20 protein-coding genes and 1 other RNA gene are annotated in these 23,866 nt (G+C 31.0%); 15 read left to right on the top strand and 6 right to left on the bottom strand.

What is annotated here, in order from left to right:
- The first annotated feature begins 3 nt into the window (after nucleotides 1-3).
- The 7 genes from ACWI69_RS01845 to ACWI69_RS01815 all read left to right on the top strand — a co-directional run bounded on the left by ACWI69_RS01845 (nucleotide 4) and on the right by ACWI69_RS01815 (nucleotide 8,704).
- Complete coding sequence (locus ACWI69_RS01845) at nucleotides 4-552, top strand: helix-turn-helix domain-containing protein (RefSeq protein WP_448820166.1); 549 nt, start codon at nucleotides 4-6, stop codon at nucleotides 550-552.
- 15 nt (nucleotides 553-567) lie between these two features.
- Nucleotides 568-3,084 carry a DegV family protein gene (locus tag ACWI69_RS01840; RefSeq protein ID WP_448820165.1) on the top strand — a complete coding sequence of 839 codons (2,517 nt, stop codon included), beginning with the start codon at nucleotides 568-570 and terminating at the stop codon, nucleotides 3,082-3,084.
- Nucleotides 3,085-3,109: 25 nt separating this feature from the next.
- A complete protein-coding gene (galE, locus tag ACWI69_RS01835; protein WP_448820164.1) occupies nucleotides 3,110-4,099 on the top strand; it encodes a UDP-glucose 4-epimerase GalE in 990 nt (329 codons plus the stop codon).
- Between the two features lie 48 nt (nucleotides 4,100-4,147).
- Nucleotides 4,148-4,855 (top strand): biotin--[acetyl-CoA-carboxylase] ligase, encoded by a 708-nt coding sequence (locus ACWI69_RS01830; RefSeq protein ID WP_448820163.1) that lies wholly within the window; start codon nucleotides 4,148-4,150, stop codon nucleotides 4,853-4,855.
- An 8-nt stretch (nucleotides 4,856-4,863) separates the two neighbouring features.
- Nucleotides 4,864-5,907 (top strand): tRNA 2-thiouridine(34) synthase MnmA, encoded by a 1,044-nt coding sequence (gene mnmA, locus ACWI69_RS01825; protein WP_448820162.1) that lies wholly within the window; start codon nucleotides 4,864-4,866, stop codon nucleotides 5,905-5,907.
- Nucleotides 5,908-5,918: 11 nt separating this feature from the next.
- Complete coding sequence (locus tag ACWI69_RS01820) at nucleotides 5,919-6,983, top strand: aminopeptidase P family protein (RefSeq protein WP_448820161.1); 1,065 nt, start codon at nucleotides 5,919-5,921, stop codon at nucleotides 6,981-6,983.
- A 188-nt stretch (nucleotides 6,984-7,171) separates the two neighbouring features.
- On the top strand, nucleotides 7,172-8,704 hold the full coding sequence (locus ACWI69_RS01815) for an AbgT family transporter (RefSeq protein WP_448820160.1): 1,533 nt from the start codon (nucleotides 7,172-7,174) through the stop codon (nucleotides 8,702-8,704).
- 115 nt (nucleotides 8,705-8,819) lie between these two features.
- On the opposite strand, the gene ACWI69_RS01810 is transcribed toward ACWI69_RS01815, so the two are convergent.
- Nucleotides 8,820-9,899 carry an SEC-C metal-binding domain-containing protein gene (locus tag ACWI69_RS01810; RefSeq protein ID WP_448820159.1) on the bottom strand — a complete coding sequence of 360 codons (1,080 nt, stop codon included), beginning with the start codon at nucleotides 9,897-9,899 and terminating at the stop codon, nucleotides 8,820-8,822.
- 98 nt (nucleotides 9,900-9,997) lie between these two features.
- Entirely contained in the window at nucleotides 9,998-10,177 is a 180-nt protein-coding gene (locus ACWI69_RS01805) for an indolepyruvate ferredoxin oxidoreductase subunit alpha (RefSeq protein ID WP_023049759.1), read from the bottom strand.
- Nucleotides 10,178-10,367: 190 nt separating this feature from the next.
- Here ACWI69_RS01805 and yfcE point away from each other — a divergent pair, with 190 nt between their 5' ends.
- Nucleotides 10,368-10,913 carry a phosphodiesterase gene (gene yfcE / locus ACWI69_RS01800; RefSeq protein WP_448820158.1) on the top strand — a complete coding sequence of 182 codons (546 nt, stop codon included), beginning with the start codon at nucleotides 10,368-10,370 and terminating at the stop codon, nucleotides 10,911-10,913.
- Between the two features lie 29 nt (nucleotides 10,914-10,942).
- Here yfcE and lon read toward each other — a convergent pair whose 3' ends face one another.
- Nucleotides 10,943-13,324: an endopeptidase La gene (gene lon / locus ACWI69_RS01795; RefSeq protein ID WP_448820157.1), complete on the bottom strand. Its 2,382-nt coding sequence runs from the start codon at nucleotides 13,322-13,324 to the stop codon at nucleotides 10,943-10,945.
- A gap of 160 nt (nucleotides 13,325-13,484) precedes the next feature.
- On the opposite strand from lon, the gene ACWI69_RS01790 reads away from it, so the two are divergent.
- From ACWI69_RS01790 to ACWI69_RS01760, 7 genes are all read left to right on the top strand, one after another.
- A complete protein-coding gene (locus ACWI69_RS01790; protein ID WP_448820156.1) occupies nucleotides 13,485-16,535 on the top strand; it encodes a Ppx/GppA phosphatase family protein in 3,051 nt (1,016 codons plus the stop codon).
- Nucleotides 16,532-18,571, top strand: a complete 2,040-nt coding sequence (ppk1, locus tag ACWI69_RS01785) for a polyphosphate kinase 1 (RefSeq protein WP_448820155.1) — start codon at nucleotides 16,532-16,534, stop codon at nucleotides 18,569-18,571. The genes ACWI69_RS01790 and ppk1 overlap by 4 nt, the downstream gene beginning before the upstream one ends.
- A 100-nt stretch (nucleotides 18,572-18,671) precedes the next feature.
- Nucleotides 18,672-18,935, top strand: coding sequence for a glutaredoxin family protein (locus ACWI69_RS01780; protein WP_448820154.1), 264 nt, complete (start codon nucleotides 18,672-18,674; stop codon nucleotides 18,933-18,935).
- Nucleotides 18,936-19,083: 148 nt separating this feature from the next.
- Nucleotides 19,084-19,461, top strand: a complete 378-nt coding sequence (locus ACWI69_RS01775; protein WP_448820153.1) for a hypothetical protein — start codon at nucleotides 19,084-19,086, stop codon at nucleotides 19,459-19,461.
- A 44-nt stretch (nucleotides 19,462-19,505) separates the two neighbouring features.
- Nucleotides 19,506-19,682, top strand: a complete 177-nt coding sequence (locus tag ACWI69_RS01770) for a hypothetical protein (protein WP_448820152.1) — start codon at nucleotides 19,506-19,508, stop codon at nucleotides 19,680-19,682.
- A gap of 8 nt (nucleotides 19,683-19,690) precedes the next feature.
- Nucleotides 19,691-21,085, top strand: coding sequence for a potassium/proton antiporter (locus ACWI69_RS01765; RefSeq protein WP_448820151.1), 1,395 nt, complete (start codon nucleotides 19,691-19,693; stop codon nucleotides 21,083-21,085).
- Nucleotides 21,086-21,161: 76 nt separating this feature from the next.
- Nucleotides 21,162-22,328, top strand: a complete 1,167-nt coding sequence (locus ACWI69_RS01760) for a class I SAM-dependent rRNA methyltransferase (protein ID WP_448820150.1) — start codon at nucleotides 21,162-21,164, stop codon at nucleotides 22,326-22,328.
- Between the two features lie 289 nt (nucleotides 22,329-22,617).
- On the opposite strand, the gene ACWI69_RS01755 is transcribed toward ACWI69_RS01760, so the two are convergent.
- From ACWI69_RS01755 to ssrA, 3 genes are all read right to left on the bottom strand, one after another.
- Nucleotides 22,618-22,968 (bottom strand): hypothetical protein, encoded by a 351-nt coding sequence (locus ACWI69_RS01755; protein WP_448820149.1) that lies wholly within the window; start codon nucleotides 22,966-22,968, stop codon nucleotides 22,618-22,620.
- Nucleotides 22,969-22,993: 25 nt separating this feature from the next.
- Complete coding sequence (locus tag ACWI69_RS01750) at nucleotides 22,994-23,398, bottom strand: MBL fold metallo-hydrolase (RefSeq protein WP_448820148.1); 405 nt, start codon at nucleotides 23,396-23,398, stop codon at nucleotides 22,994-22,996.
- A gap of 119 nt (nucleotides 23,399-23,517) precedes the next feature.
- Nucleotides 23,518-23,866, bottom strand: a transfer-messenger RNA (tmRNA) gene (ssrA, locus tag ACWI69_RS01745).

The raw sequence follows: 23,866 nt of genomic DNA, 5'->3' as shown, positions 1-23,866 counted from the left end.
AAAGTGAGTATAGGAGAGAGAATAAAAAAAAGTAGAAATGAAAAATCATTGTCATTAAGAGAGTTAGCAACAATGGTTGATTTATCAGCTAGTTTTTTATCACAAATAGAGCAAGGAAAGGCATCTCCTTCAATTGAAAACTTAAAAAAAATAGCCAATTCATTAGATGTGAGAGTTAGTTACTTGATTGAAGATGAAGAGGTGAAAAAGAATTCTGATTTAATTAGAGCGAAAGAAAGAAAATATGTGGAGAGTGTAGACTCAAATACAACAATTTCTTTACTGACATCGTCAAACATAGAGAAAAGTATGGAACCAATACTGTATGAAATTGGACCAGGTGGTGAAAGTGGAAGAAGTTACTACACACACCATGGTGAAGAGTTTATATTTGTTCTTGAGGGAAGTTTGGATATATATATTGAAGAAGCAGTTCATAATTTGCATGAAGGAGATAGTTTTTATTTTAAATCTAGTCAAAAGCATAGATTTAAAAATAATTCAGATAAAAGGGCTAGGGCTCTTTGGGTGGTAAATCCACCAACATTTTAAAAATGGAGGAAAATAATGAATATAGAAGTAAAGGTATTAAATTCTACTAGGCTAACAAAATTATTGATAGCGGCAAGTAGATGGTTATCAAAATATTCAGATGTTTTGAACGACTTAAACGTATATCCTGTACCAGATGGTGATACAGGAACAAATATGTCTATGACATTGCAAGCGGTTGAAAATGAATTGATAAAGTTAAATCATGAGCCAGATATGGAGGAGTTAGCAGATATAGTTTCAGAAGCGATTCTTTTAGGAGCAAGAGGAAATTCAGGAACAATATTATCTCAAATTATTCAAGGATTTTTGGAGGGAGTTAGAGCTAAAGAGGAAGTTATAGTGGATGATGTGAAAGTAGCTTTTAGATTGGCTAAAGAGAAAGCATACAAAGCTGTAAGTGAGCCTGTAGAAGGAACAATGTTAACTGTTATAAGAAGAGTGGCTGAAGAGGCAGAGATCTATAGTGGTCCATCAGATGACTTTATTCCATTTTTAGTTTATTTAAAGGAAGCGGCAAAAGAAGCTGTAGAGGAGACACCAAATCAATTACCAAAATTAAAAGAGGCTGGTGTTGTTGATGCCGGAGGACAGGGAATATTCTATATTTTAGAAGGGTTTGAAAAATCGATTACTGATCCGGAGATGTTACATGATCTAGAGAGAATAGTTCAATCTCAAGCTAAGAGAAAAGATATAATGGAACACTCAGGAAATCATATATTTGAAGATATAAAATTCAAATATTGTACAGAGTTTGTGATTGAATCGGGAGATTTTGATTTGGATGATTATAAGTCTAAAATAGTGAATCATGGTGATTCAATGGTATGCGCACAGACATCAAAGAAAACAAAAACACATATCCATACAAATAATCCCGGATTGATATTAGAAATAGCGGGTAAGTTGGGAAATCTATCAAATATAAAAATAGATAATATGGAGATTCAACATAAAAATATGCTTTTAGCAGATGCTGAACAATATAGAATCGATAAAAAAGGAAAAATTTTAGTTCAGAATGAAAATAGTAAACCTATAGCTTATTTTGCTATTGTTGACAATATGGAATTGGGGAATCTATTTTTGGACAATGGAGCTACGGCTGTATTGATTGGAGGACAGACACAAAATCCAAGTGTAGCAGATATAGAAGAGGGAATTAACAAAATAAAAGCAGAGAAAATTGTAATATTACCGAATAATAAAAATATTATCTCTTCGGCTAAAATGGCAGCGGAAAGATCTTCTAAGGAGGTAACTGTTTTAGAAACTAAAACAATGCTAGAAGGAGAGTACGTTGTAAAAAATAAAGATTTTGGAATGGACGAAATTTTAAAGCAACTTCCATTTAACACATCTATTGAAATAACTCAAGCAGTTAGAGACACAAAAGTAGATGATTTAACAATCTCTCAAGGCGATTATATAGCATTGATAAATGGAAAAATAAAAATAAAAGCAGCTACATTGGAAGAGGTTATTAAAAATACATACAAAGAGTGTGTCAATAGTGAAACGTTAAACATATTTGCATGTATTGGAAAGGGATCTACTGAAGAAGCGAATAAAGTTCTTAAAGGGATAAAATCTACTGTAAAGTATTCAGACTTAGTAATAGGACAAGATAACTACCCGTATTATATCTATATAACGAATAGAAACCCTGAATTGCCTGAAATCGCTATAGTTACTGATTCAACATCAGATTTAACACCAGATATGGTAAAAGGATTAGATGTGGATATAATTCCATTGAAAATAAAGTTAGCAGGTGATACATATTACAGAGATGGAGTAGATATCTCTAAAGGGGAGTTTTGGAAGCAGTTGTTAAAAGATAATATAGTTCCTAAAACATCTCAACCATCTCCAGCTGAGTTTAAAGAGCTTTATGAAAAACTATTTGAAAAAGGCTATAAAAAAATTATTTCAATTCATATTTCGAGTAAGTTAAGTGGAACTCAGCAAGCTGCTAGAGTTGCAAGAGGAATGCTTAACAAAGAGGATGATATTGCGATAGTGGACTCTAAAGTAGTAACATTTGCTTTAGCACATATAGTGTTGGAGTCAGCAAAGATGGTAAAAGAGGGCAAAGGCTTTGATGAAATAATTGAATGGATTGATGAAACTAAGAGTAAGATGAAAGTTTACTTTGTTGTAAAAGAGCTATCGTATTTAGAAAAGGGTGGAAGAATAGGAAGAGCATCTTCAGTTATTGGAGGAATCCTAAAAATCAAACCGGTTTTAAAGTTAGAAAATGGAGAGGTATGTATTGAAACAAAGGCTCTTGGAGAGAGAGGAGCTTTGGCATATATGGAAAAATTAATTAAAAATGAAAAAAATTCAATAATTATGTATACTGGTTGGGGTGGAACTCGTAGTGAATTAGAGGCCGCTGATCAATTGAGAAATATCGCAGAAAAAACAAAAAAATTGGATTATAGAGGTAGAATGGAGATTGGAGCGACTATAGCTTCACACGCAGGACCTGTATATGGAATGGGAATTTTAAATAAAATACGATAGTTACAGAAAGCATGGGAGGAGAAAAATGGCAATATTAGTTTGTGGGGGAGCTGGATATATAGGGAGTCATGCAGTAAAAGCCTTATTGGAAGCAAAGAGAGAGGTAATTGTTTTAGATAATATGCAGACTGGTCACATAGAAGCTGTTCCAGAAAATGTAAAGCTGGCTTTAGGAGATTTACGGGATATAGAGTTTTTAACAAAAGTTTTTAAAGAGAATAAAATAGAGGGAGTTATACACTTTGCAGCTGATTCTTTAGTAGGGGAAAGTATGACAAATCCAGCTAAATATTTTGAAAATAACGTAGTTGGATCAATGAACTTATTGGATACAATGAGAAAAAACAATGTAAAAAATATTGTATTTTCGTCAACAGCAGCAACATATGGAGAACCTAAAAATATTCCAATTTTAGAAACTGATGAAACTGTGCCAACAAATCCTTATGGTGAAAGTAAATTGATGGTTGAAAAGTTATTGAAATGGTATGATTATGCATATGGAATAAAGTATACAGCCCTTAGATATTTTAATGTGGCAGGAGCTTATCCAACAGGTGAAATAGGAGAGGACCACAATCCAGAAACTCATCTTATTCCAATAATATTGCAAGTAGCTTTAGGAAAAAGAGAGAAAATAGGGATATATGGAGACGATTATCCGACTGAGGATGGAACGTGTATAAGGGACTATGTCCATGTAATGGATTTAGTTGATGCTCATATATTAGCTTTAGATAGATTAAAAAATGGTGGAGAAAGTACTGTTTACAACTTAGGTAATGGAGAAGGTTTTTCTGTTAAGCAAGTTATAGACGTAGCAAGAAAAGTAACAAAGCATCCAATACCAGCAGAAGTGTCTTCAAGAAGAGCTGGAGACCCAGCAAAATTAGTTGCTAGTTCGGAAAAAGCAATGGAGGAGTTAAACTGGAAGCCTAAGTATTCATCATTAGATTCAATAATAGAAACAGCATGGAAATGGCATAAGGAGAATCCTGAAGGATATAACGACTAAAAAATTAGGCAGAGTTCTGCCTAATTTTTTCTTTAATGAGGAGAAAAAATGAGAATATACAGATTTGATGAAATAGAGTCTACAAGTAAGTTTTTACGAGAAAAAGACGATATAATGGAGAGGGACTTAGCAATAGCAAAAGTTCAAACTCTGGGAAGAGGAAGAAGAGGGAATAGATGGGTTTCAACAGAAGGGGCGGCCCTGTTTTCATTTGTATTAAAGCATGATGTAGAGATACAGGAAGATGAGTATATGAAGCTTCCACTTTTAGTGGGATATTCACTTTTATATTCATTAAAAAAAATAGAGGAGCTGGATTATAAATTTAAGTGGACAAATGATTTGTATTTGGAAGATAAAAAAATAAGTGGAATATTGGTGGAAAAAATAAGAGATAACTATGTTATAGGGATTGGTTTAAATGTGAATAATCTAAATTTAGAAGAGGTTAAAAATATTGCGATTTCATTGAGGGAAAAAACGGGAAAAGTGTACAGTTTAGAAGAGGTTATAGTGACTATAGTAAAGGATTTTTATAGTAATTTCCAAGATTTCAAAAATGGGAAGTGGAAGGAAATTTTGAAAGAAATTAACAGGGTCAATTATTTGTATGGCAAAAGAATAGATATTGTTACTTTTGACAAAGAGGAGAGTGGAATAGCAGGAGATATTTTAGAGGATGGAACACTGGAGGTTTTCGTGGGAAGTGAAATAAAAAAGTACAATATCGGTTCAGTTCATATATCAAAAAAGTAGAGGAAAAAATGAATAGAAGAAGAATAGTTTTAGGGTTAAGTGGTGGAGTAGATTCATCAACATCAGCATATATGTTGAAAGAAGATGGCTTTGAAGTTATTGGAGTCACTTTGGTAGTAAGTAAAGAGCAAAGAGAGTCACAGGATTTAAAAGATGCAATAGCTCTTGGAAAAGAGCTGAATATAGAGCATATAATTTTAGATATTGTAGATGAGTTTAATGAGAAAATTGTAAAGTATTTTATAGATGAATATTCGAAAGGTATGACACCTTCACCTTGTGTGATTTGTGATGAAATAATAAAAATAAAGAAATTAATAGAGATTGCCAATTTAAAAGAGGCTTATTATATTGGAACTGGTCATTATTGTGAAGTAAGTAAAAATAATAGATTTGGAAAAAATCTTTTCAAAAAACCAAAAGATATAAGAAAAGATCAGGGGTATATGCTATATAGAATAGAATCTGAGATAATAGAAAGAATGATATTTCCATTGGCTAAATATGAAAAAAGTGTTGTTAGAGAAAAAGCTAAAAGATATGGGGTAAAAGTTTTTGATAAAAAAGATAGTCAGGGCATATGTTTTGCGAAAGAGGGGTATTTAGAATTTTTAAAAAAAGTGTTGGGAGATAAGGTTAGACCTGGAAATTATATAGATAAAAATGGTAATATTTTGGGTCAGCATCAAGGATATCAATTGTATACAATAGGGCAAAGAAGGGGATTGGGTGTCTTATTTTCTAAAATTTATTTTATCATAGATATTTTACCGGAGACGAATGAAATAATTTTAGGAGATTATTTAGATTTGTATAAAAAAAGAGTCGAATTAGAAGATTTTAAATCCCATATTCCATTTGATGAGCTAAGAGAGGTTAAAGTTTTAGCCAAGCCAAGATTTTCAAGTACAGGATTTTATGGTAAAGTGATCAAGGAAAACAAAAAGATATATTTTGAATACGAAGAGGAAAATCCACAAAATGCAAAGGGACAGCATTTGGTAATATATAGTGATGACCTAGTAATAGGTGGAGGAAAAATAATGTTTTAAGGGAGTGGCTGATGAATTTAAAGAGAGTGATGAGAGAAAAAAATGTTGATGCAGTTTTAATCAGTAATATGCTTAATGTAAGATATTTTACGGGATTTACAGGAACAACCGGAATGGCATTGGTAATAGGAGAAAAAAAATTTTTTATAACAGATTTTAGGTATGTCTCTCAAGGAAAAGAGGAAGTGGAAAAAAATGGCTATGAACTAATCTGTGAAAACATATCTACTTTAAAGAGAGTTGGAGAGATATTGGCAGAGTTTGGAGTACAAAAATTAGGTATTGAAAATCAAAGTGTGACATTGGATCAATTTAGGCTATTTGAAGGTAATTTCCCAAAATTGGAATACGTATATTTAGATGATAGTTTTACAAAAATAAGGGAGATTAAATCAGGAGAGGAGATAGAAGCAATAAAAAAATCTATAGAGATTGCAGAAAAAGCCTTGGAATTGACAATTCCTAAAATAAAAATAGGAGTAAAAGAAAGCGATATTGCAGCAGAGTTGGAGTACCAAATGAAAAAATTAGGGGCTTCTAAACCATCTTTTGACCTTATTGTGGCATCCAATGAAAGATCAGCACTACCACATGGAGTAGCTGGTGATAAAAAAATAGAGGAGGGATTTTTAACAATAGATTATGGATGTTTTTATAAAGGATATGCTTCTGATATAACAAGGACGTTCTATGTTGGAGATAATCCTTCAGATAAACATTTAGAGATATATGAGATTGTGAAACAAGCAAATGAAAGGGCGATAAAAGAGGTTAAAGCAGGAATTTCAGTTCATGAATTAGATGCAATAGCCAGAGAATTTATAAGAGAAAAAGGATACGGTGAGTATTTTGGTCATGGATTGGGACATGGTATAGGACTTCAAATTCATGAATATCCTGGAGTTTCCTATAAGGCAGAAAATAAGACTTTGAAAGAGGGAATGATAATAACAATAGAACCTGGAATATATATTCCAAATTTTGGAGGAGTAAGGATAGAGGATGATATTTTAGTTAAAAAAAATTCTTGTGAGGTATTGACATCACTGGATAAATCATTAAAAAAGATTAAATAATATATAAAAAAATAAAAAAATGTTCGTAAAAAGTACTAATTGCAGAACAATATATATTTTTTTTATAAAAAATATATAAAATTAATCTTATTAATTTTATATAAAATGTGGTATTCTTTATCTATAGTAGGAACTTTATTAATCATTTTATGATAAAATGAAAATAAATTATCAATGCGGAGGGGAAAATGGAAGCTGAATTAAAAAAGAATGGAGTGAAAAGTAAAGGGTTTATTGACAAATTCTTGAACATAATTGAAAAGGGAGGGAATGCCCTACCACATCCGGCAACACTTTTTGCGATATTGGCTGTAGTAGTAGTAATAATATCAGGAATAGGTGGAGCACTGGGATGGTCTGTTAACTTTGTTGGAATTAATAGTGGAACAATGAAAACACAAGAGATGGTTATTTCAACAAAATCTTTGATGACTCAAGAGGGAGTAAACTATATATTTACATCATTAGTTAGAAACTTTACTGGATTTGCACCTTTAGGAACAGTATTGGTCGCTATAATTGGAATTGGAATCGCTGAAAGATCAGGGTTAATGGCAGCAATATTAAAAAAAGTTGCATTATCAACACCTAAAAGATTAGTAACAGTTATGGTTATTTTCTTAGGAATTGTGTCAAATGTGGCGTCTGATGCTGGATATGTTGTATTACCACCACTGGCAGCATTGATTTTCTTGTCATTTGGAAGACATCCAATTGCAGGACTAGCAGCAGCGTTTGCTGGAGTTTCTGGAGGATTCTCAGCTAACCTATTGATAGGAACAATAGACCCACTTTTAGGAGGGATTTCAACAGAAGCTGCAAGAATACTTGATCCAGCATATGAGGTTTTACCAACAGCAAACTGGTACTTTATGATGGCGTCAACATTCGTAATTGCTTTCTTGGGAACTTTAATCAATGATAAAATAGTAGAACCAAGGTTAGGAAAATATACGGGTGAAGAATCTGTTGATTTCCAAGAGGTTACTGGTGAAGAGAAAAAAGCTTTAAAATCGGCAGGAATAGCTACACTAGTTATGTTAGTTCTATTGATTCCAATCTATTTTGTACTAGGTAAAAATTTCTTAGGAAGTGGGTTGGTACCAATAATTGTAATTTTCTTTGCTCTTCCAGGATTAGCTTATGGAAAATCTATTGGGACAATAAAAAACGATTCAGATGTAATGGGAATGTTAACTAAATCAATGCAAGGAATGGCAGGGTATATAGTTCTAGTATTCTTCGCAGCACAATTTATAGCATACTTTGGATATACAAATTTAGGTACAATTTTAGCTGTAAAGGGAGCAGACTTCTTAGAAACAGCTGGAATTGGTGGAATACCATTGGTAATAGGATTTATTTTAATAGTAGGGTTCTTGAATTTGTTTATGGGATCAGCATCAGCTAAATGGGCTATACTGGCACCAGTATTCATTCCAATGTTAATGAGAATAGGTTATTCGCCAGAGTTTACTCAATTGGCATATAGAATAGGGGATTCAACTACAAATATAATCTCTCCTTTAATGTCATATTTCGCAATGATAATCGTATTTATGCAGAAATATGATAAGAAAGCTTCTCTAGGAACATTGATATCGGTAATGCTTCCTTACTCAATAACATTCTTAATAGGATGGTCAGTTTTCTTGGCAATTTGGATGTTAAGTGGATTACCAATTGGACCAGAAGTACAAGTATTATTAAAGGGAATGTAATATAAAAATAGAAATAAACTCTTGACAAAGTGCAATAAAAACTATACTATTAAGGTGTAGAAATTGACTAAAACCAAATATGATTAAAAAAAATAGGAGTCTGACTCCTATTTTTTTATTTTCCACAACATTTTTTGTATTTTTTTCCAGAACCGCAGGGACAATTTTCATTTCTACCAATTTTAGTGACTGCTCTAGGGGGTTGATTTTCTCCAAAAACTTCAACATAGGAGTGACCTTTTAGAACCCAAAGAGGTAGAGACTTGGATATCTTACTCACAAGTGCTGTGAAGATAGCTTCTGAATTAGAACTGTCAAATTTAACTCTTGTTTTAGTATCTGAGAGAATATCTTCAATAGGCATATTGTTTTTTAATCTATCAATTAATGCTGTAATTTCAAGTCCAATTTGAGATCCTTGCATTTTATGTGAGATTAAAAGAGCTATTAAATCAGCAACTTCTTGAGTTTTTTCAATAAAAAAATAGTTCCAATAGTTTTTATACTCATCATTTGTTAACACTTTGTATTCTAAACCATCATATTTAATGGTTTCATGTAGGATATCAGTGGGTTCAGAAACAGAATCAGCTACAAAATAGGTAGTATTATTTCCAGAATCTTCTAATTTTGAGATAAATACATTTAGAATCCATCTAGAATCTACAAAAGCGTGTATTTTTTCCAAAGTGATATTTTTAAATGTAGGAAGTAGAAGTTCTAATAACTTATGTTCGGCAATAACGCCATAGAATCGAATCATTCCTAGAATTAACATCTCAAGCTCTTGATAATAATCAATTAAAACTTTGTTTTCGTCTTTTTCAGAAAGAGAATTTATAGTTTCGATAAACCACGTGGAGATGTTATAGTGGTTGTTATTTTTCTCTTTTATAAGATTTTTGGATATAAATCCAAAACTTTGTAGTGGTAGCAAAAATTCCTCATATTCAAAGAAATCTTGTTCACTAATTTGGTTTTTCTCATCATTAAATTGAGAAAGTAAAGATATAGTATCTCTAGAGAAAATTTCTAAAAAAGTTGGAGTATTATTTTTATAAGCTTCCATAACTTTTTCTACAATAGTTCCTTTTATAGTACTTTTGGCAATTTTTATATTAAATTTAGCTAAGATTTTAAAAAGATCGTCTTTAAGTAAACTATTTAAAGATTCGATTAAAAATTTGTCTTCCACAGTGACCTCCAAACATTTTTATTACTATTATACCATAAATTTATTTTTTTGCGGTATATAAAAAAGAGATCAAAATTTTGATCTCTTATTGTAAATTATTACTCAGCTGGAGCGATACACTCAACAGGACAAGCACCTGCACAAGCACCACAGTCAATACATTGATCTTCGTCGATTCTTCTTTTTCCTCCATCAACCTCTGAAATGCAGCTAACAGGACAGATTGCTTCGCAAGTTCCACATCCAATACAGATATCTTCGTTAATTCTATGAGCCATGATAACCTCCTAAATGAAATTAATTAAGTATGAATATACGATTTTAACATATACTCGACAGAAGTATACCATTTTAATATTAAAAAGGCAACTTTTTTCTTAAAGTATTATTAAGAAGAAAATGATAAAATCCTTTTTTTTTCTAGAAAATTGATATATAATGAAGAAAAATATTTTAAGGAGATGGGCTATGAAAATTTTTGTAATGTCAGATATTCATGGATCGAGTTATTTCTTAAAAAAAGCTATAGAAGCTTATGAGAGGGAGAAGGCTACGTATATATTGATATTGGGGGATGAGCTATACCATGGGCCAAGGAATCCGTTACCACTTGAATATAATCCAAAAGAAGTAGCAGATATATTAAATAATTATAAGGATAAAATAATTGCTGTTAGAGGAAATTGTGATAGCGAAGTGGATCAAATGATGTTACAGTATCCAATGTTAGGTGATTACTCTACAATTTTTTTAAAAGAAAAACGAATTTTTGTGACACACGGTCATATATATAGTGAAGATAAACTTCCAAATATATCTATAGGAGATGTTTTTATATATGGTCATACCCATTTACCAGTAGCATATGAAAAAGATGGAATATATAGATTAAATCCAGGATCAATATCCTTACCAAAGGGTGGAAATGTAAACAGTTATGGTATTTTAGAAGAGAGTTATTTTTGTGTAAAGAGCTTAGATGGAGAAATCATAAAGGAGATTGAGATAAAATAGAAAAGGAATGCAATAAAGCATTCCTTTTCTTATTTTTTTACAGCGTATTTAATAACATCAGTAAAATAATCGACATAGTTAACAGTTAAACCAGTTTTTAAAAAATCTGGTAATTTATCAAAATCTTTTTTATTGTCTTTGGGCAGGATTAACTCAAAAATTCCCACTCTTCTAGCGGCAATAGTTTTTTCACGAACACCACCAATAGGTAAAACTTTACCAGTTAAAGTTAGCTCTCCAGTCATAGCAAGACCTTTTCTAATAGGAGTGTCGGTAGCTAAGGAGTAAAGAGCTAAAGCCATTGTAATACCAGCGGATGGACCATCTTTTGGAGTAGCTCCTTCAGGTACGTGTAGATGGACTTTATTTTTATCAAAAAACTCTTTCACTTCAATAGGAAGAGAAATATCTTTAGCAAGAAGAGACCGTATATATGAATATGCAATTTCCGCAGATTCCTTCATGACATCCCCAAGTTGTCCAGTGAGTTTGAGTCCACTTTCTTTATTACTTATGCTTGCAGCTTCAATATATAGTGTTGCTCCTCCCATAGATGTCCAAGCTAGTCCAAGAGTAACTCCAGGTATTTCATTTTGATAAAGCTCCTCTGTGGTGAAAAGTGGAGTTCCCAAGTAAGCCTCAACATTATTTTCATTTATTCTAACTTTTTCAACATTGCCCTCTGCAATTTTTAAGTTTACTTTTCTCATAATTTTTCTGATGCACTTGTCTAAAGTTCTAACACCAGCCTCTCTGGCATATTTATCGATTATAAACTTCAAAGCATTTTTACTTATTGTAATCTCCTTACTATCTAAAGCGTGAGCTTTAAGCTGGTGAGGAATCAGGTATTTTTGAGCTATCTGTAGTTTTTCTTCAAGGATATAACCTGATAGGTGAATAATCTCCATTCTATCGAGTAAAGGTCTTGGAATTGTATCTAACTGATTTGCAGTTGTAACAAAAAGAATCTTGGATAGATCATACCTTATGTCTAGATAATGATCCAAAAAATCTTTATTTTGCTCAGGATCTAGAACTTCCAGCAGAGCTGAAGCGGGGTCACCTCTAAAGCTATTTCCAATTTTATCTATCTCATCAATCATTATAACTGGGTTTGATGTCTGTACAAGTTTTAGAGCTTGAATAATTTTTCCGGGCATAGCTCCAATATATGTTCTTCTATGACCTTTGATTTCAGCTTCATCAACCATTCCACCGACAGAAAAACGATAAAATTTTCTATTCAACGATTCGGCAATAGATTTACCGATAGATGTTTTTCCAACTCCTGGGGGACCAACTAGACAAAGAATTGACCCATTGACATTCCCAGTTTTTATAACGGTACTGACAAATTCTAAAATACTATTTTTTATATCTTCAAGACCATAATGATCACGATCTAAAATATTCTTAGCTTTTTTAATATCCAGCCTATCCTTTGAAAAAACTCCCCATGGAAGTTCGACGATAGATTCGATATATGTTCGAGCTACATGGTATTCTGGAGACCCTTGATCCAAAAGAGAAAGCTTCTCAAGCTGTTCATTTACTATTTTTTCTGCCTCTGCTGATAGATGTATATGTTTTATCTTATCTAAAATTTTGTCGGTAACTGCGGATTTTTCATCCTTTTCTAAGCCAAGCTCTTGTTTTATTAGTTTGAGCTGTTCCCTTAAAAAGTACTCTTTTTGCTGTTTACTAACTTTATCTTCAATTTGTTTAGAAATTTTAGCCTGAAGTTGAGAAATTTCTAACTCTTTCTTTAACATGGTTAAAAGTCTTTGAGAACGATTAACTATATTAAACTCTTCCAAAAGTTCTTGAAGGTCTTTGGCTTCAGCTTTTAACATAGAAGAGACAAAATCTATAAAAATACTTGGATGATCATAGGAAGCCTGAGAAACTAAGAGTTTTAGCTCCTCTTTTAAGATTGGATTAACCTCAAAAATCTCTTTTAAAGAGGTCATGATAGCCAACATATAGGCTTTAAGCTCAATTGAAGAGTCCGCAGTTTCTCTATTATATTTTACTTTCCAACATAATCTAGGAGTATCAGGAAGAACTTTTTTCTTTTTAAATCTCTCTATACCAAAAACAATAGCTTGTACAGAGTCTTGGGAGATAGATGTAACTTTATTTATTTTAACGACAGTTCCAACGTCGTATAGAGTCGAATTAAAATAGTCGTTGTCATCAATATCTTTTACAAAAACTAAACCGATAAAACCATTGTAATTTTCTTCAGCATCTTTTATAGCTTCTAAAAAATTTTCTCCTGTAAAAGCTATTGGAGTTAAGATATTTGGAAAAATAGGTCTTATCACAAGCGGTAAAATCGGAATATCTTCAGGTAGTAAATCCCTTATATTAACAAGATCGGTAGAATGATTATTTGTACTAGTCATAGACTCCTCCTTTTGTTTCTATTATTATATTTAGAGTACATATAAATACTTATATTTCCTTTTATAAATAAAAAATAAAAATTGAAATTTATTTTAAGAAGGAATGTAGGTAGATAAGTAGTACACTTCTAAAAATATAAAAGTTTCGGAGGGGGTTAAAATGGCTTCAAGAAAAAGAATTTGTGTTATGGATATAGGGTCCAACTCCATTAGAATGGTTATATATGAAATTACTTCAAATAAATCATTTATTCCAATAGAGGATATAAAAGAAACTGTTAGATTAGGAGAGGGAATAAATGAAAAAAGAGAGTTAAAAGAGGAGAAAATAAAGATAGCTTTAAGAACAATACAGCTATTTAAAAAGGTGTGTTTAAAAAATAATGTAGATGAGATTATAGCATTTGGTACAGCAGCACTAAGAATTGCTGTGAATGCAGAGGTTTTATTGAAAGAGATTTTAGAAACAACTGGAATAGAGGTAATTGTATTTAAAGGAGAGGATGAAGCATATTTTTCATTTGAAGGAGCTATAAATACGCTTGATATAAAAGATGGAGTTGTAATTGACTTAGGGGGATCAAGTTTAGAAATAGTGCATTTTGAAAATAGAGAAGTTTTGGAGAGTATAAGTTTAAATTTTGGAGCAGTAACTCTATCAGAGATTGCTGATTTGAAAGATAAACTGAGCAAAAAAGATGAAGAGATATTGAGAGAGTTTATACGAGAACAATTTAGAAAAGTTCAATGGAAAGATAAGATAAAAGGATTGCCACTTATAGGAGTGGGAGGAACGGTTAGAAATATTGGGGGAGTAAACCTATATATGAATAATTATCCATTGGAACTATTACATAATTATAGAGTGAGTATCAAAGGTGTAGAAGAGGTCGTTGACTATTTAAAAGAGAAGGATTATAAGGAGAAACAAGATGTACAGGGATTATCCAAAGATAGAGCTGATGTGTTTATTGGAGCAGCAATAGCTGTGGAAGAGGTATTGACATATTTTGATTTGGAAGAGCTGATAATAAGTGGTTATGGAATTAGAGAGGGAGTTTTATATGAGCGACTAAGTGAGTGTGGAAAAGTTATAGAAAATCCTTTTGAAGATGGATTTAAGGAAATTTTAGAGGTTCTAGATATCGATATAAAAATAAAAGAGAAACAATGTAAAATATTTAAAAAAATATGCTTATCATTGGATAAAGAGTATAAATTTGAGGGGCTAAATGAAAAAATTACAAAAATAGTAACTTATTTGTATGATATAGGAAAGAGCATTAATTTTGTGAACTACCCATTACACTCTGCTTATATGATATTAAACTTAGGAATAAAAGGTATTGAACAAAAGGATCTTGTGTCTTCAGCTTTAATTATAGCTAGAGGAAATAAGAAATATAAGGGGTTAGAAAAGTACAAGGAACTGTTTAAAGAGAGCGAAATAGACGAGTTGATGATGCTTTCTAAAATATTGAATATGACTAATATCTTTTATGATGATTTACTTTTAGAGGAAGAAAATTTTGAAATAGAGATTACAGAGGATGAAATTATATTTTTTATAAAAGAAAAGGATGAGGAAGATTTAAAAATTATTGATTTATTTATTTCTCAAAAGAAATTTGTGAATACTTTCGATAAAAAATTAAAATTTAAAATGAAAGGAGTGGAGAAAAAAATGGGAACTTACACAGTGATAGAGGTTAACTCGACTTTTGTAGAGATGAAAATATATGAAAAAAAAGAAGATGGATATAAAATTTTAGAGAAAGTGACAGAGGATATAAATTTTTTAAAAGAGATTAAAGATAAGGATGAAATATCCTTAGAAAAAATGAGAAAATTGTGTGAAATATTAAAAAAAATGGATAATTTATCTAGAGATTACGGAGTTATAGAAAAGAAAATTATGTTCAGTGAATTTTTTAAAACGATAACAAATTTTCCAATGATTTTGGATCAAATAAAACTAAAGGTAAATCTACCACTGGAAAATATAGACTTAAGTGAAAAAACATACTATTCTATAAAAAAATTGATCTATTTGGAGAAAGAGATTTTTTCTAAAAAAGAGAGCCGATTATTCTTTAATTTAAAATCTTTTAGTTCTGGAGTATATCTTTTTTATAAAGGAGAACTGTGTATAAATGAACATATAAATTTGGGTACGGAAAAGTTATACTCAATACTTGAGGAGAACAATATTAATTCCAAAAAAGCTTTTGATTTTATTTGTGATTATATGGAGAGCTATGTTGAGTTCATAAGAAGAGATGTGGGAAGAAAAATTATAAAAAAATTGATTTTAGAAGGTGAGTTGGAGGAAAAACTTTTAAAATTACTGTTTGAGAAAAAAGACTTAAAAGGGATAACGTTAAATGAATTGAAAGAAAAATTAAAAATTTTACAGGAACACTCGTATAATGAGATTTCTACAAAATATAAATGCAGTGTTCCCATAGCGAAATTGATGGTTATATCTCTATGTTTGGTTATAAGTTTTGCTGATTATTTTGGAATAAAAGAGATAAAGTTTTTGGATTTTAATATAAAGGATTTATGTGCTTTAGAAAAGTTTAATCCAGATATAAGACATTGTTTTGAAGAAACACTGTGGAAAATAACTTTGGATTCAGTGATAGATTTGGGCGAAAAGTTTGATTTTGATAGAGAGCATTCAGAGTTTGTAAAAAAAATAGGAACGAAACTATTGGATAATTTAAAAGGTTATCACTCTTTGGGATTAAAAGATTATAAATATTTTACAGTCGCAGCTTATTTGCATGATATAGGGAAAGCAATAGATTTTGAAGATCACAGTAAACACTCGGCATATATACTTGAGAATACAACAATATTTGGCTTGAATAGAGAGATGATTGAAAAAATTGGATTTATAGTTAGAGCTCATACGTCAAATGCAAAATTAGAATCGCTTTATAACTACGGTTTCAAAGGTGAAGAATTAATAAAATTATTGAAAATTATAGCGATTATTAAAATAGCAACCTCTTTAGATAGAGGGAAAAAAAGACGGCTACAAAATGAAAAAATAACTCTTAATAAAAACAATCTAATAATAGAGATGGATACGAATGAGGATTTTTATATGGAGAAAAGTAGTTTTGAAAAGCAATCAAAACTATTCAAATATCTTTTTGATTTGGATATAGAACTTAAAATAAGTAGGAGGTTTGGGGAATGAGTACCTATATTGGAAAAGATTTTTATAATCGCGAAATAAGTTGGATAGAATTTAATAAAAGAGTGTTAGCTGAGGTTGAAACAAATGATAATCCACTTTTAGAAAAAATAAAATTTTTAGCGATTGTAAGTTCAAATTTTGATGAATTTTTTAAAGTGAGAGTTGCTGGCTTAAAAGCTCAAGAGGAATCGAACTTAGAATTGAGAGATATAGCGGGACTACTTCCAAAAGAGCAACTCAATATGATAAGAAGAGATGTCACAAAAGTTATAGATAAACAATACAGGCTCTATAATGCAACTATGGAGAAGATAAAAACCGAAGGAAATATTTTTATAAAAACATATGAGGAGTTAGCAGGAAAAGAGCTACGTTTTATAGAAAATTATTATAATGAAACTTTGTTCCCAATATTGACACCAATGGCAATAGACACTTTCAGACCTTTCCCCCATCTAAATAGTGGAGCTATAAACTTAATTTTAAATGTGAAAGAGAAGGATGGTATATCCTTTGCTATAGTAGAAATTCCAAGGGTAGTAAATAGATTGATTAAACTGCCGGGTGGAAATAATTTTATTCTATTGGAAGAGGTAATAAAGAATAATTTAAATAAATTATTTAATGGTTATGAGATAATAGATATAGGATATTTTAGGATAACGAGAGATGAAGATTTGGGGATAGATGAAAATAGTGGAGCAGAAGATTTGTTGGTTGAAATTGAAAAAGAAGTGAAGAACAGAAAGTGGGGAAATCCAGTTAGAGTTGAGTATGTTCGAGGAGTTTCAGATAAAAGCTTAGAATTTTTAAAAAATCAAATAGAGTTAGAAGAGGAGAATTTTTATCCAGTTTTAGGTCCCTTGGATTTGACATTTTTGTGGGGTATGATAGATGTTGATGCGGCAGATGAACTGAAGTTTGAGAAAAATATTCCAATATATTATAAAGAGTTAGCCGGAGAAAATATATTTAAGGTTTTAGCCAAAAGAAATATTTTGCTTAGGCACCCTTTTGAAAGTTTTGATCATGTTGTAGATTTAGTGAAAACTTCAGCTCAAGACCCAAAAGTTTTAGCTATAAAACAAACGCTTTATAGGGTGAGCGGAGATTCCCCAATAATAAAATATTTGAAAAAGGCTGCTGAAAATGGAAAACAGGTAACAGTGCTGGTGGAGTTGAAAGCTAGATTTGATGAGGAAAGAAATGTGAGATGGGCAAGAGAGTTGGAAGAAGCTGGGTGTCATGTAATATATGGATTAAGTGGATTAAAAACCCACGCTAAATGTCTATTAATAATCAGAAAAGAGGAGGATGGAATAAAGAGATACATACATTTAGGAACAGGAAATTATAATGATTCGACAGCTAAATTATATGTAGATTACTCATTTTTTACAAAAGATGAAGAGATGGGGATAGATGCGAGTTATCTTTTTAATAAATTAACAGGATTTTCTAAGATAGATGACTGGAAAAAATTGATAGTTGCACCTACACATTTAAGAGATACGCTATATAGATTTATCGATAGAGAGATAGATAACGTTTTAAAAGGTGGAGTAGGTAGGATAGTTATTAAAGTAAATGGGTTGACAGATCAAGGGGTGATAGAGAAGCTTTATGATGCCTCTAAAGCTGGTGTTGATATCACTTTAATCGTTCGAGGAGCTTGTTGCTTAAAAAGTGGAATAGCAGGTCTTAGTGAAAATATAAAAGTTTATAGTTTGGTTGGAAGATTTTTAGAACATGATAGAATATATTATTTTGAAAACAACGGAGATGAAGAGCTTTATCTTGGAAGTGCAGACTGTATGAGAAGAAATTTAGATGGAAGAGTAGAAGCAATGTTTCCTTTAGAAAATAAAGAGGATAGAAAAAAAATTATCCAACTTATAAAGGATATTTTAAAAGATAATGTTAAGTTAAGAGTTCAAAATAAAACTGGTGGTTATTCTTTAGTGGGTCAAAAGTTGAAGAAAACGACACCAAGATTTAATTATCAAGAGTATTACAGAGGAAAATCTAGTGAATAGGAGAAAAATGATTAAAATATTTTAAAAATTATTGACTTTTACACTAAAGTTTTATATGATATCAATATATACAGAAAGAGTATAAATGGAGGTATAAAAAATGAGAATTATGTTATTCACGACACCGACTTGTCAATATTGTGGTCCGGCGAAGGAACTTTTAGCGGACACTGAAGGTGTAGAGGTTATAGATGCTACAGAAAATCAAGAGTTAGCGGCAATGTATGGAATTAGGTCTGTACCGTGTCTAATTGTAGAGAAATGTAGTGGAACAAAAACATTTACAGGGCTTGATCAAATTGCTAAATTCGTTGATGAAAATGGACATTCATCAGGTGGATGTGGATGTAGCTGCGGTCATTAATAAGAAAACCATGCAAACCATGCGATTGCATGGTTTTTATTTTTTCTTGGAAAATATTCAAAAAAAATGTATAATATTTAATTAAATTTACAGGTGTAAAGAAAGAATAAATTTAAACTTGTAGAATAAACAATAAGAGGTGAAAAAGATGAGAAAAAGATTAGCTCTATTTTTGCTTCTTTCTATTATTTCAATTGTTGGAGGTATTAGGGAGGAGTTTAAAGATAGATCCCACCTATATACTTTTGTAAGCTCTGAAATAAGAGAGTTAAGAAATCAAAGAAAAGATAAGCATATATTTCTGAAAGTATCAAATAAAAAGATTGTTGTAGTGACAGCGTCGGGTCGAGATAAAGATGATGAGAGTTTTGGTGTGGATGATATTGCAACCTATTTTATTAATTCTAATTTTTCTCCAATTTTTAGAATTAATTTAATTGAGGTTCGATTTTTTCACTTTTTAAAAAAAAATAATTTAATATGCACAATTTTAAATAGATATAAAGAAAGAGTTTTAAGAATTTAAAAAATAGTTTTTTCAGAAATATAAAAATAAAATTGGAGGAAAAAATGAAAAAACTATTATTAGTTGAAGAAAATGAGATTCTGAGAGAAAAGGAAAGCTTTTTTGATAAAGTTTTTAAAGTATTATTTTTATTGATGTTTATTGGATCATATTTAGTATTAGTAGGAGTGACTAGTTTTAAATTGATAGAACATATAGTGAAATACGGTATTTCAGGGTAGGTGAGTATATGGGAATAGAGATATTAATTGCTGGAATAATAATATTATTAAGTTTATTTTCAATGAGAATATCTAAAAAATTTGAGATACCTCTATTGATAATGTTTTTACTAGTTGGAATGTTGGCAGGATCGGAAGGTATAGGAAAAATATATTTTGATAATGCTGTAATTACTCAAAATTTGGGGACGATAGCTCTAATGTTTATAATTTTTACAGGGGGATTGGACACGAATAAAGAGGATGTAAAAAAAGCTCTATATCCCAGTGGAATTTTGGCAACCTTAGGGGTTCTACTAACTGCAGCTTTATCAGGAGTAGCAGTTTACTATTTAACAAATTTTACTCTTAAAGAAGCATTACTATTCAGTGCCATGGTATCATCAACAGATGCGGCAGCAGTTATGTCTATTTTAGGAGATATGAAGTTAAAAAAAGATGTAAAGACAGTAATTGAAATAGAATCGGGAAGTAATGACCCAATGGCATATGCTCTTATTTTATTTTTATTATCATTTTTTAAGGTTGGGGAGAGTACACCAATTTTAATGGGAGTATTTTTTCTTTTTAAACAATTAATTTTGGGAGCAATTGTAGGGTATATATTTGGTGTAATTGCTATTCCATTGGCTAATTATATAAAGATAGTGAGAGAGGAGTTTTTAACTATACATCTAATTGCGATACTTTTCATTTGTTTTGGATTGGCGACGATTTTAGAGGGAAATGGGTTCTTAGCGGTGTACTTTACAGGAATAATGATTGGAAATAAGAAGTTTAATTACAAATTAAACTCACTTAGAAATATGAGATTGATAACATGGTTCATGCAAATAGGAATGTTTGTAATGCTGGGGTTATTGGTTTTTCCAAGTCAATTATTGGGCTATATATTTATAGGTAGCCTATTGGCTGTAATTATGATAATAGTGGTGAGAATAGTTGTTGTTTATAGTTTGCTATGGCCATTTAAGTTCAATTGCAAGGAGAAGTTTTTTATATCATGGGCCGGATTAAAAGGGGCTGTTCCTATAATTTTTACAACGATGGCTGCAACAGAGGGCTTATCTAATGCACAAGAGATATTTAATTTGACTTTTTATATTGTTGTATTTTCTGTGCTTCTTCAGGGAATGTCTTTAAAATATGTAGGTAAGAGATTGAATTTATTTGAGGATGAAAAAGAGGACGATAGAGTTATAGAGCTAGAGGAACTAGAGGAATTGGCTCTAAAGAAAATGATATTGGACAAAAACTCAGAATATATAAACAAAAAAATTAAGGAACTCGAATTACCGAAAGGAATGTTAATTGTATCTATAAAAAGAGCAGAAAATTATATAACTCCAAAAGGGGATGTAACTCTTTTGATGGGGGACACTCTTCTATTTTCACAAAATTAATTGTATTTTTTTAGATATAGTTATATTATGTAATATAATATATTAGTTTTTTTAAAAACTAAAAGGACGTGAAAAAGTGAGTAAAATCTTTATAAAAAAAGATAGAGAAAAAATGTGGCAGAGTGGTCATCCTTGGATGTATTCTGGAGCGGTAGAAAAAATAGAAGGAAATCCGGAAGCAGGTTCGGTTGTAGAGGTGTACAATTGGAAGAAGGAGTTTATTGGGTATGGTCATTACAATAAAAATTCAAAAATTATGGTACGTATGCTGGAAAAAGATGTCGATAAAAAAATAGATTTAAATTGGTATTCTGAGAAAGTAAGGGAAGCATATGCTTTAAGAAAAATGATAAATATTGATAGTGATGGCTATAGATTAATCCATAGTGAATCGGATTTGCTACCGGGAGTTATAGTGGATCGTTTTGGAGATTACTTAGTGGTTCAGGCTTCAACTTTAGGTATGGAAAAAGATAAAGGATTTTTAATTGAAGCTTTGAAAAAAGAGATTCCAAAAGTGAAGGGAATATATGAGAAGAGTGAGGGAGATGGAAGAAGGCTGGAAGGTCTTCCTGAAATTTCAGGAGTTCTTTTTGGTGAAGTTCCAGATGAGATTGAAATTTTTGAAGGGGATGCTAAGTTCACCATAGATTTAAAAGGACAAAAAACAGGATTTTACTCAGATCAAAGAGAGAGTAGACTTTTGATGGGGTCTCTATCAAAGGATAAAGATTTTTTAGATGTGTGTAGCTATACAGGAGGTTTTTCACTTCATGCTATGGTGAATGGAGCAAATTCGTCGACTCTAATAGATGTTAGTGAAGATGTTTTAAATGTTGCCAGAAAAAATTTAAGCGACTATAAAAATGTTGAATTTATCAAGGGAAATATATTCAATGTTTTAAGAGAGTTAATAAAAGAGGGACATCAATGGGATATTGTGAACTTAGATCCGCCAAAATTAGCTCCTAACAGAAGAGATTTAGATAAAGCTCTAAAAGCGTACAAAGATATAATTTTAAATGGGATAAGACTCACAAAAAAAGGTGGTTTACTTTCGATTTATAGTTGTAGTGGAGCTGTCACAAGTACAGATTTAAGAATGGCTTTGGCATATGCTATTAAGGATGCTGGAGTAAAAGCTGTGATAGTGAATCAATTGCACCAAAGTCCGTGCCATCCAATTTCGGTAGCAGTTCCTGAAACTGAGTATTTAAAAGGGTTTTTAGTAAGAATAATTTAAAGCAAAAACAAATTTAAAATAAAAGGGGAGTGGGGAAAGTATATCTGTAATGGGTCTAAAAATTCCAAGAGAGGAGCTTTTTATTGGAAAGATGAGATAACATTTTAAATTAGTAAAGAAAAATAGCGGTTTGCTTTTCACAAACTGCTATTTTTCTATTGAATATCTTATATTTTTTCCTTGTCCAATTTTTATTATTATTTCTTTTTCATAATCTGTTCAACATAATCGAAAGTAAGATTTTGATTTAGTGACCTTAATTTTTCATAAGAATCACCATCTGTTTCTTTTATCCTTTTGTTTGTATTTCTTTTGAAAGATTTAGTTCATTTAAATTTGTGAAAAATTTTAATATTTTTATTGTTATTATTCCAGTACAATGCCCTAAATTAATATGTTTGATTTTTTCTGTTCTTAACATAAAAATGATTTTTATAATTGAAATAAAATTTAAAACAAAATTTCGAGTGTGAATTCCTCCAGTTAAAGAATTTATTGATTTATTAGGAAAGCTATTTTTAACTTCATCGATTAGTACCATGAGCCCGCAATGGCAACAACCAGTTACAATATTTATTTTATCATCTTCTAGTATTATCAAATGATATTCGTGATTAAAGTAGTCTCCTTTGCCATTCATTTTATAAAAAATTGATGGTTTTTTTTTAGAAGTATTTAATAAAAAAAATAGTGGGACTAATTTCAATGATTTTTTTATCTATACCATTAATATTAAATTGGGTATTATTTCCTATGTTAAAGTTAATTCCAAATATAGAGAAGGAAAAATTATTTTTAACTAATTTGTGTAGGAAAATTTTTCTTTTTTCAAAATTTGTTAAAAAGGTAAAACCTCCTATATGGTCACTGTGTCCATGAGAAACAATGAAATAATCAATATCTTTTAATTCAATATTAAGTTGGACTGCATTTTGTTTAAAAATATTAGTAGCACCTAAATCGAAAATAATTTTTTTATCTCCAGTTTCTATATATAAACTTAAACCTTTTTCATTTTTTAAAGCATCATTGTCAGATTTTTTGTTTTCAACTAATGGAATTATTAACATTTGCTCTCCTTTTTTTTAATGTTTTGTAAGAAAAAAGAAGACCGAGTTCTCACAATAGAAAAATTTGGTCTTCTTTCTTTATTCTTAAATAACTAAACATTTAGTTAGTAAATTTTCATTGGTGGAGATGACGGGAATCGAACCCGTGTCCAAAATTGCAAGCGCCATAAGCTTCTACAAGCTTAGTCTGCTATTTGAATTCGCGATAGTTACTCCCGCAAACAGGGCTAACTAAAGCTATCCTCTAAAATGTCCCCTACAACTTAGAGAAATCGTCTAGGGTAATCTGTATTTTAAGTGACACCTTGATTGAACCCTCCTACAGAAGAGAGTGTTCAGAGGTGAGCTGACATTATGCAGCTAAAGCGTAATTTCTGTTTCCATCTAAACGATGAGTTGATCTCTCACAGCGATCAACCTGGCCTGCTACCTATAACCTCACAACCCTGTCGAAACCTTTGCATCCCC

The organism is Cetobacterium sp. (assembly GCF_977044495.1).
Note: the sequence above shows the minus strand (reverse complement) of the source record. Positions and strands in the feature narration are given on the sequence as shown.

Bases quoted from the DNA above. Each gene is read 5' to 3' on its own strand.
- ACWI69_RS01840 (WP_448820165.1), top strand. From the start codon at position 568: ATGAATATAGAAGTAAAGGTATTAAATTCTACTAGGCTAACAAAATTA.
- galE (WP_448820164.1), top strand. From the start codon at position 3,110: ATGGCAATATTAGTTTGTGGGGGAGCTGGATATATAGGGAGTCATGCA.
- ACWI69_RS01830 (WP_448820163.1), top strand. From the start codon at position 4,148: ATGAGAATATACAGATTTGATGAAATAGAGTCTACAAGTAAGTTTTTA.
- mnmA (WP_448820162.1), top strand. From the start codon at position 4,864: ATGAATAGAAGAAGAATAGTTTTAGGGTTAAGTGGTGGAGTAGATTCA.
- ACWI69_RS01820 (WP_448820161.1), top strand. From the start codon at position 5,919: ATGAATTTAAAGAGAGTGATGAGAGAAAAAAATGTTGATGCAGTTTTA.
- ACWI69_RS01815 (WP_448820160.1), top strand. From the start codon at position 7,172: ATGGAAGCTGAATTAAAAAAGAATGGAGTGAAAAGTAAAGGGTTTATT.
- ACWI69_RS01805 (WP_023049759.1), bottom strand. From the start codon at position 10,177: ATGGCTCATAGAATTAACGAAGATATCTGTATTGGATGTGGAACTTGC.
- yfcE (WP_448820158.1), top strand. From the start codon at position 10,368: ATGAAAATTTTTGTAATGTCAGATATTCATGGATCGAGTTATTTCTTA.
- lon (WP_448820157.1), bottom strand. From the start codon at position 13,324: ATGACTAGTACAAATAATCATTCTACCGATCTTGTTAATATAAGGGAT.
- ACWI69_RS01790 (WP_448820156.1), top strand. From the start codon at position 13,485: ATGGCTTCAAGAAAAAGAATTTGTGTTATGGATATAGGGTCCAACTCC.
- ppk1 (WP_448820155.1), top strand. From the start codon at position 16,532: ATGAGTACCTATATTGGAAAAGATTTTTATAATCGCGAAATAAGTTGG.
- ACWI69_RS01780 (WP_448820154.1), top strand. From the start codon at position 18,672: ATGAGAATTATGTTATTCACGACACCGACTTGTCAATATTGTGGTCCG.
- ACWI69_RS01775 (WP_448820153.1), top strand. From the start codon at position 19,084: ATGAGAAAAAGATTAGCTCTATTTTTGCTTCTTTCTATTATTTCAATT.
- ACWI69_RS01770 (WP_448820152.1), top strand. From the start codon at position 19,506: ATGAAAAAACTATTATTAGTTGAAGAAAATGAGATTCTGAGAGAAAAG.
- ACWI69_RS01765 (WP_448820151.1), top strand. From the start codon at position 19,691: ATGGGAATAGAGATATTAATTGCTGGAATAATAATATTATTAAGTTTA.
- ACWI69_RS01755 (WP_448820149.1), bottom strand. From the start codon at position 22,968: ATGAATGGCAAAGGAGACTACTTTAATCACGAATATCATTTGATAATA.
- ACWI69_RS01750 (WP_448820148.1), bottom strand. From the start codon at position 23,398: ATGTTAATAATTCCATTAGTTGAAAACAAAAAATCTGACAATGATGCT.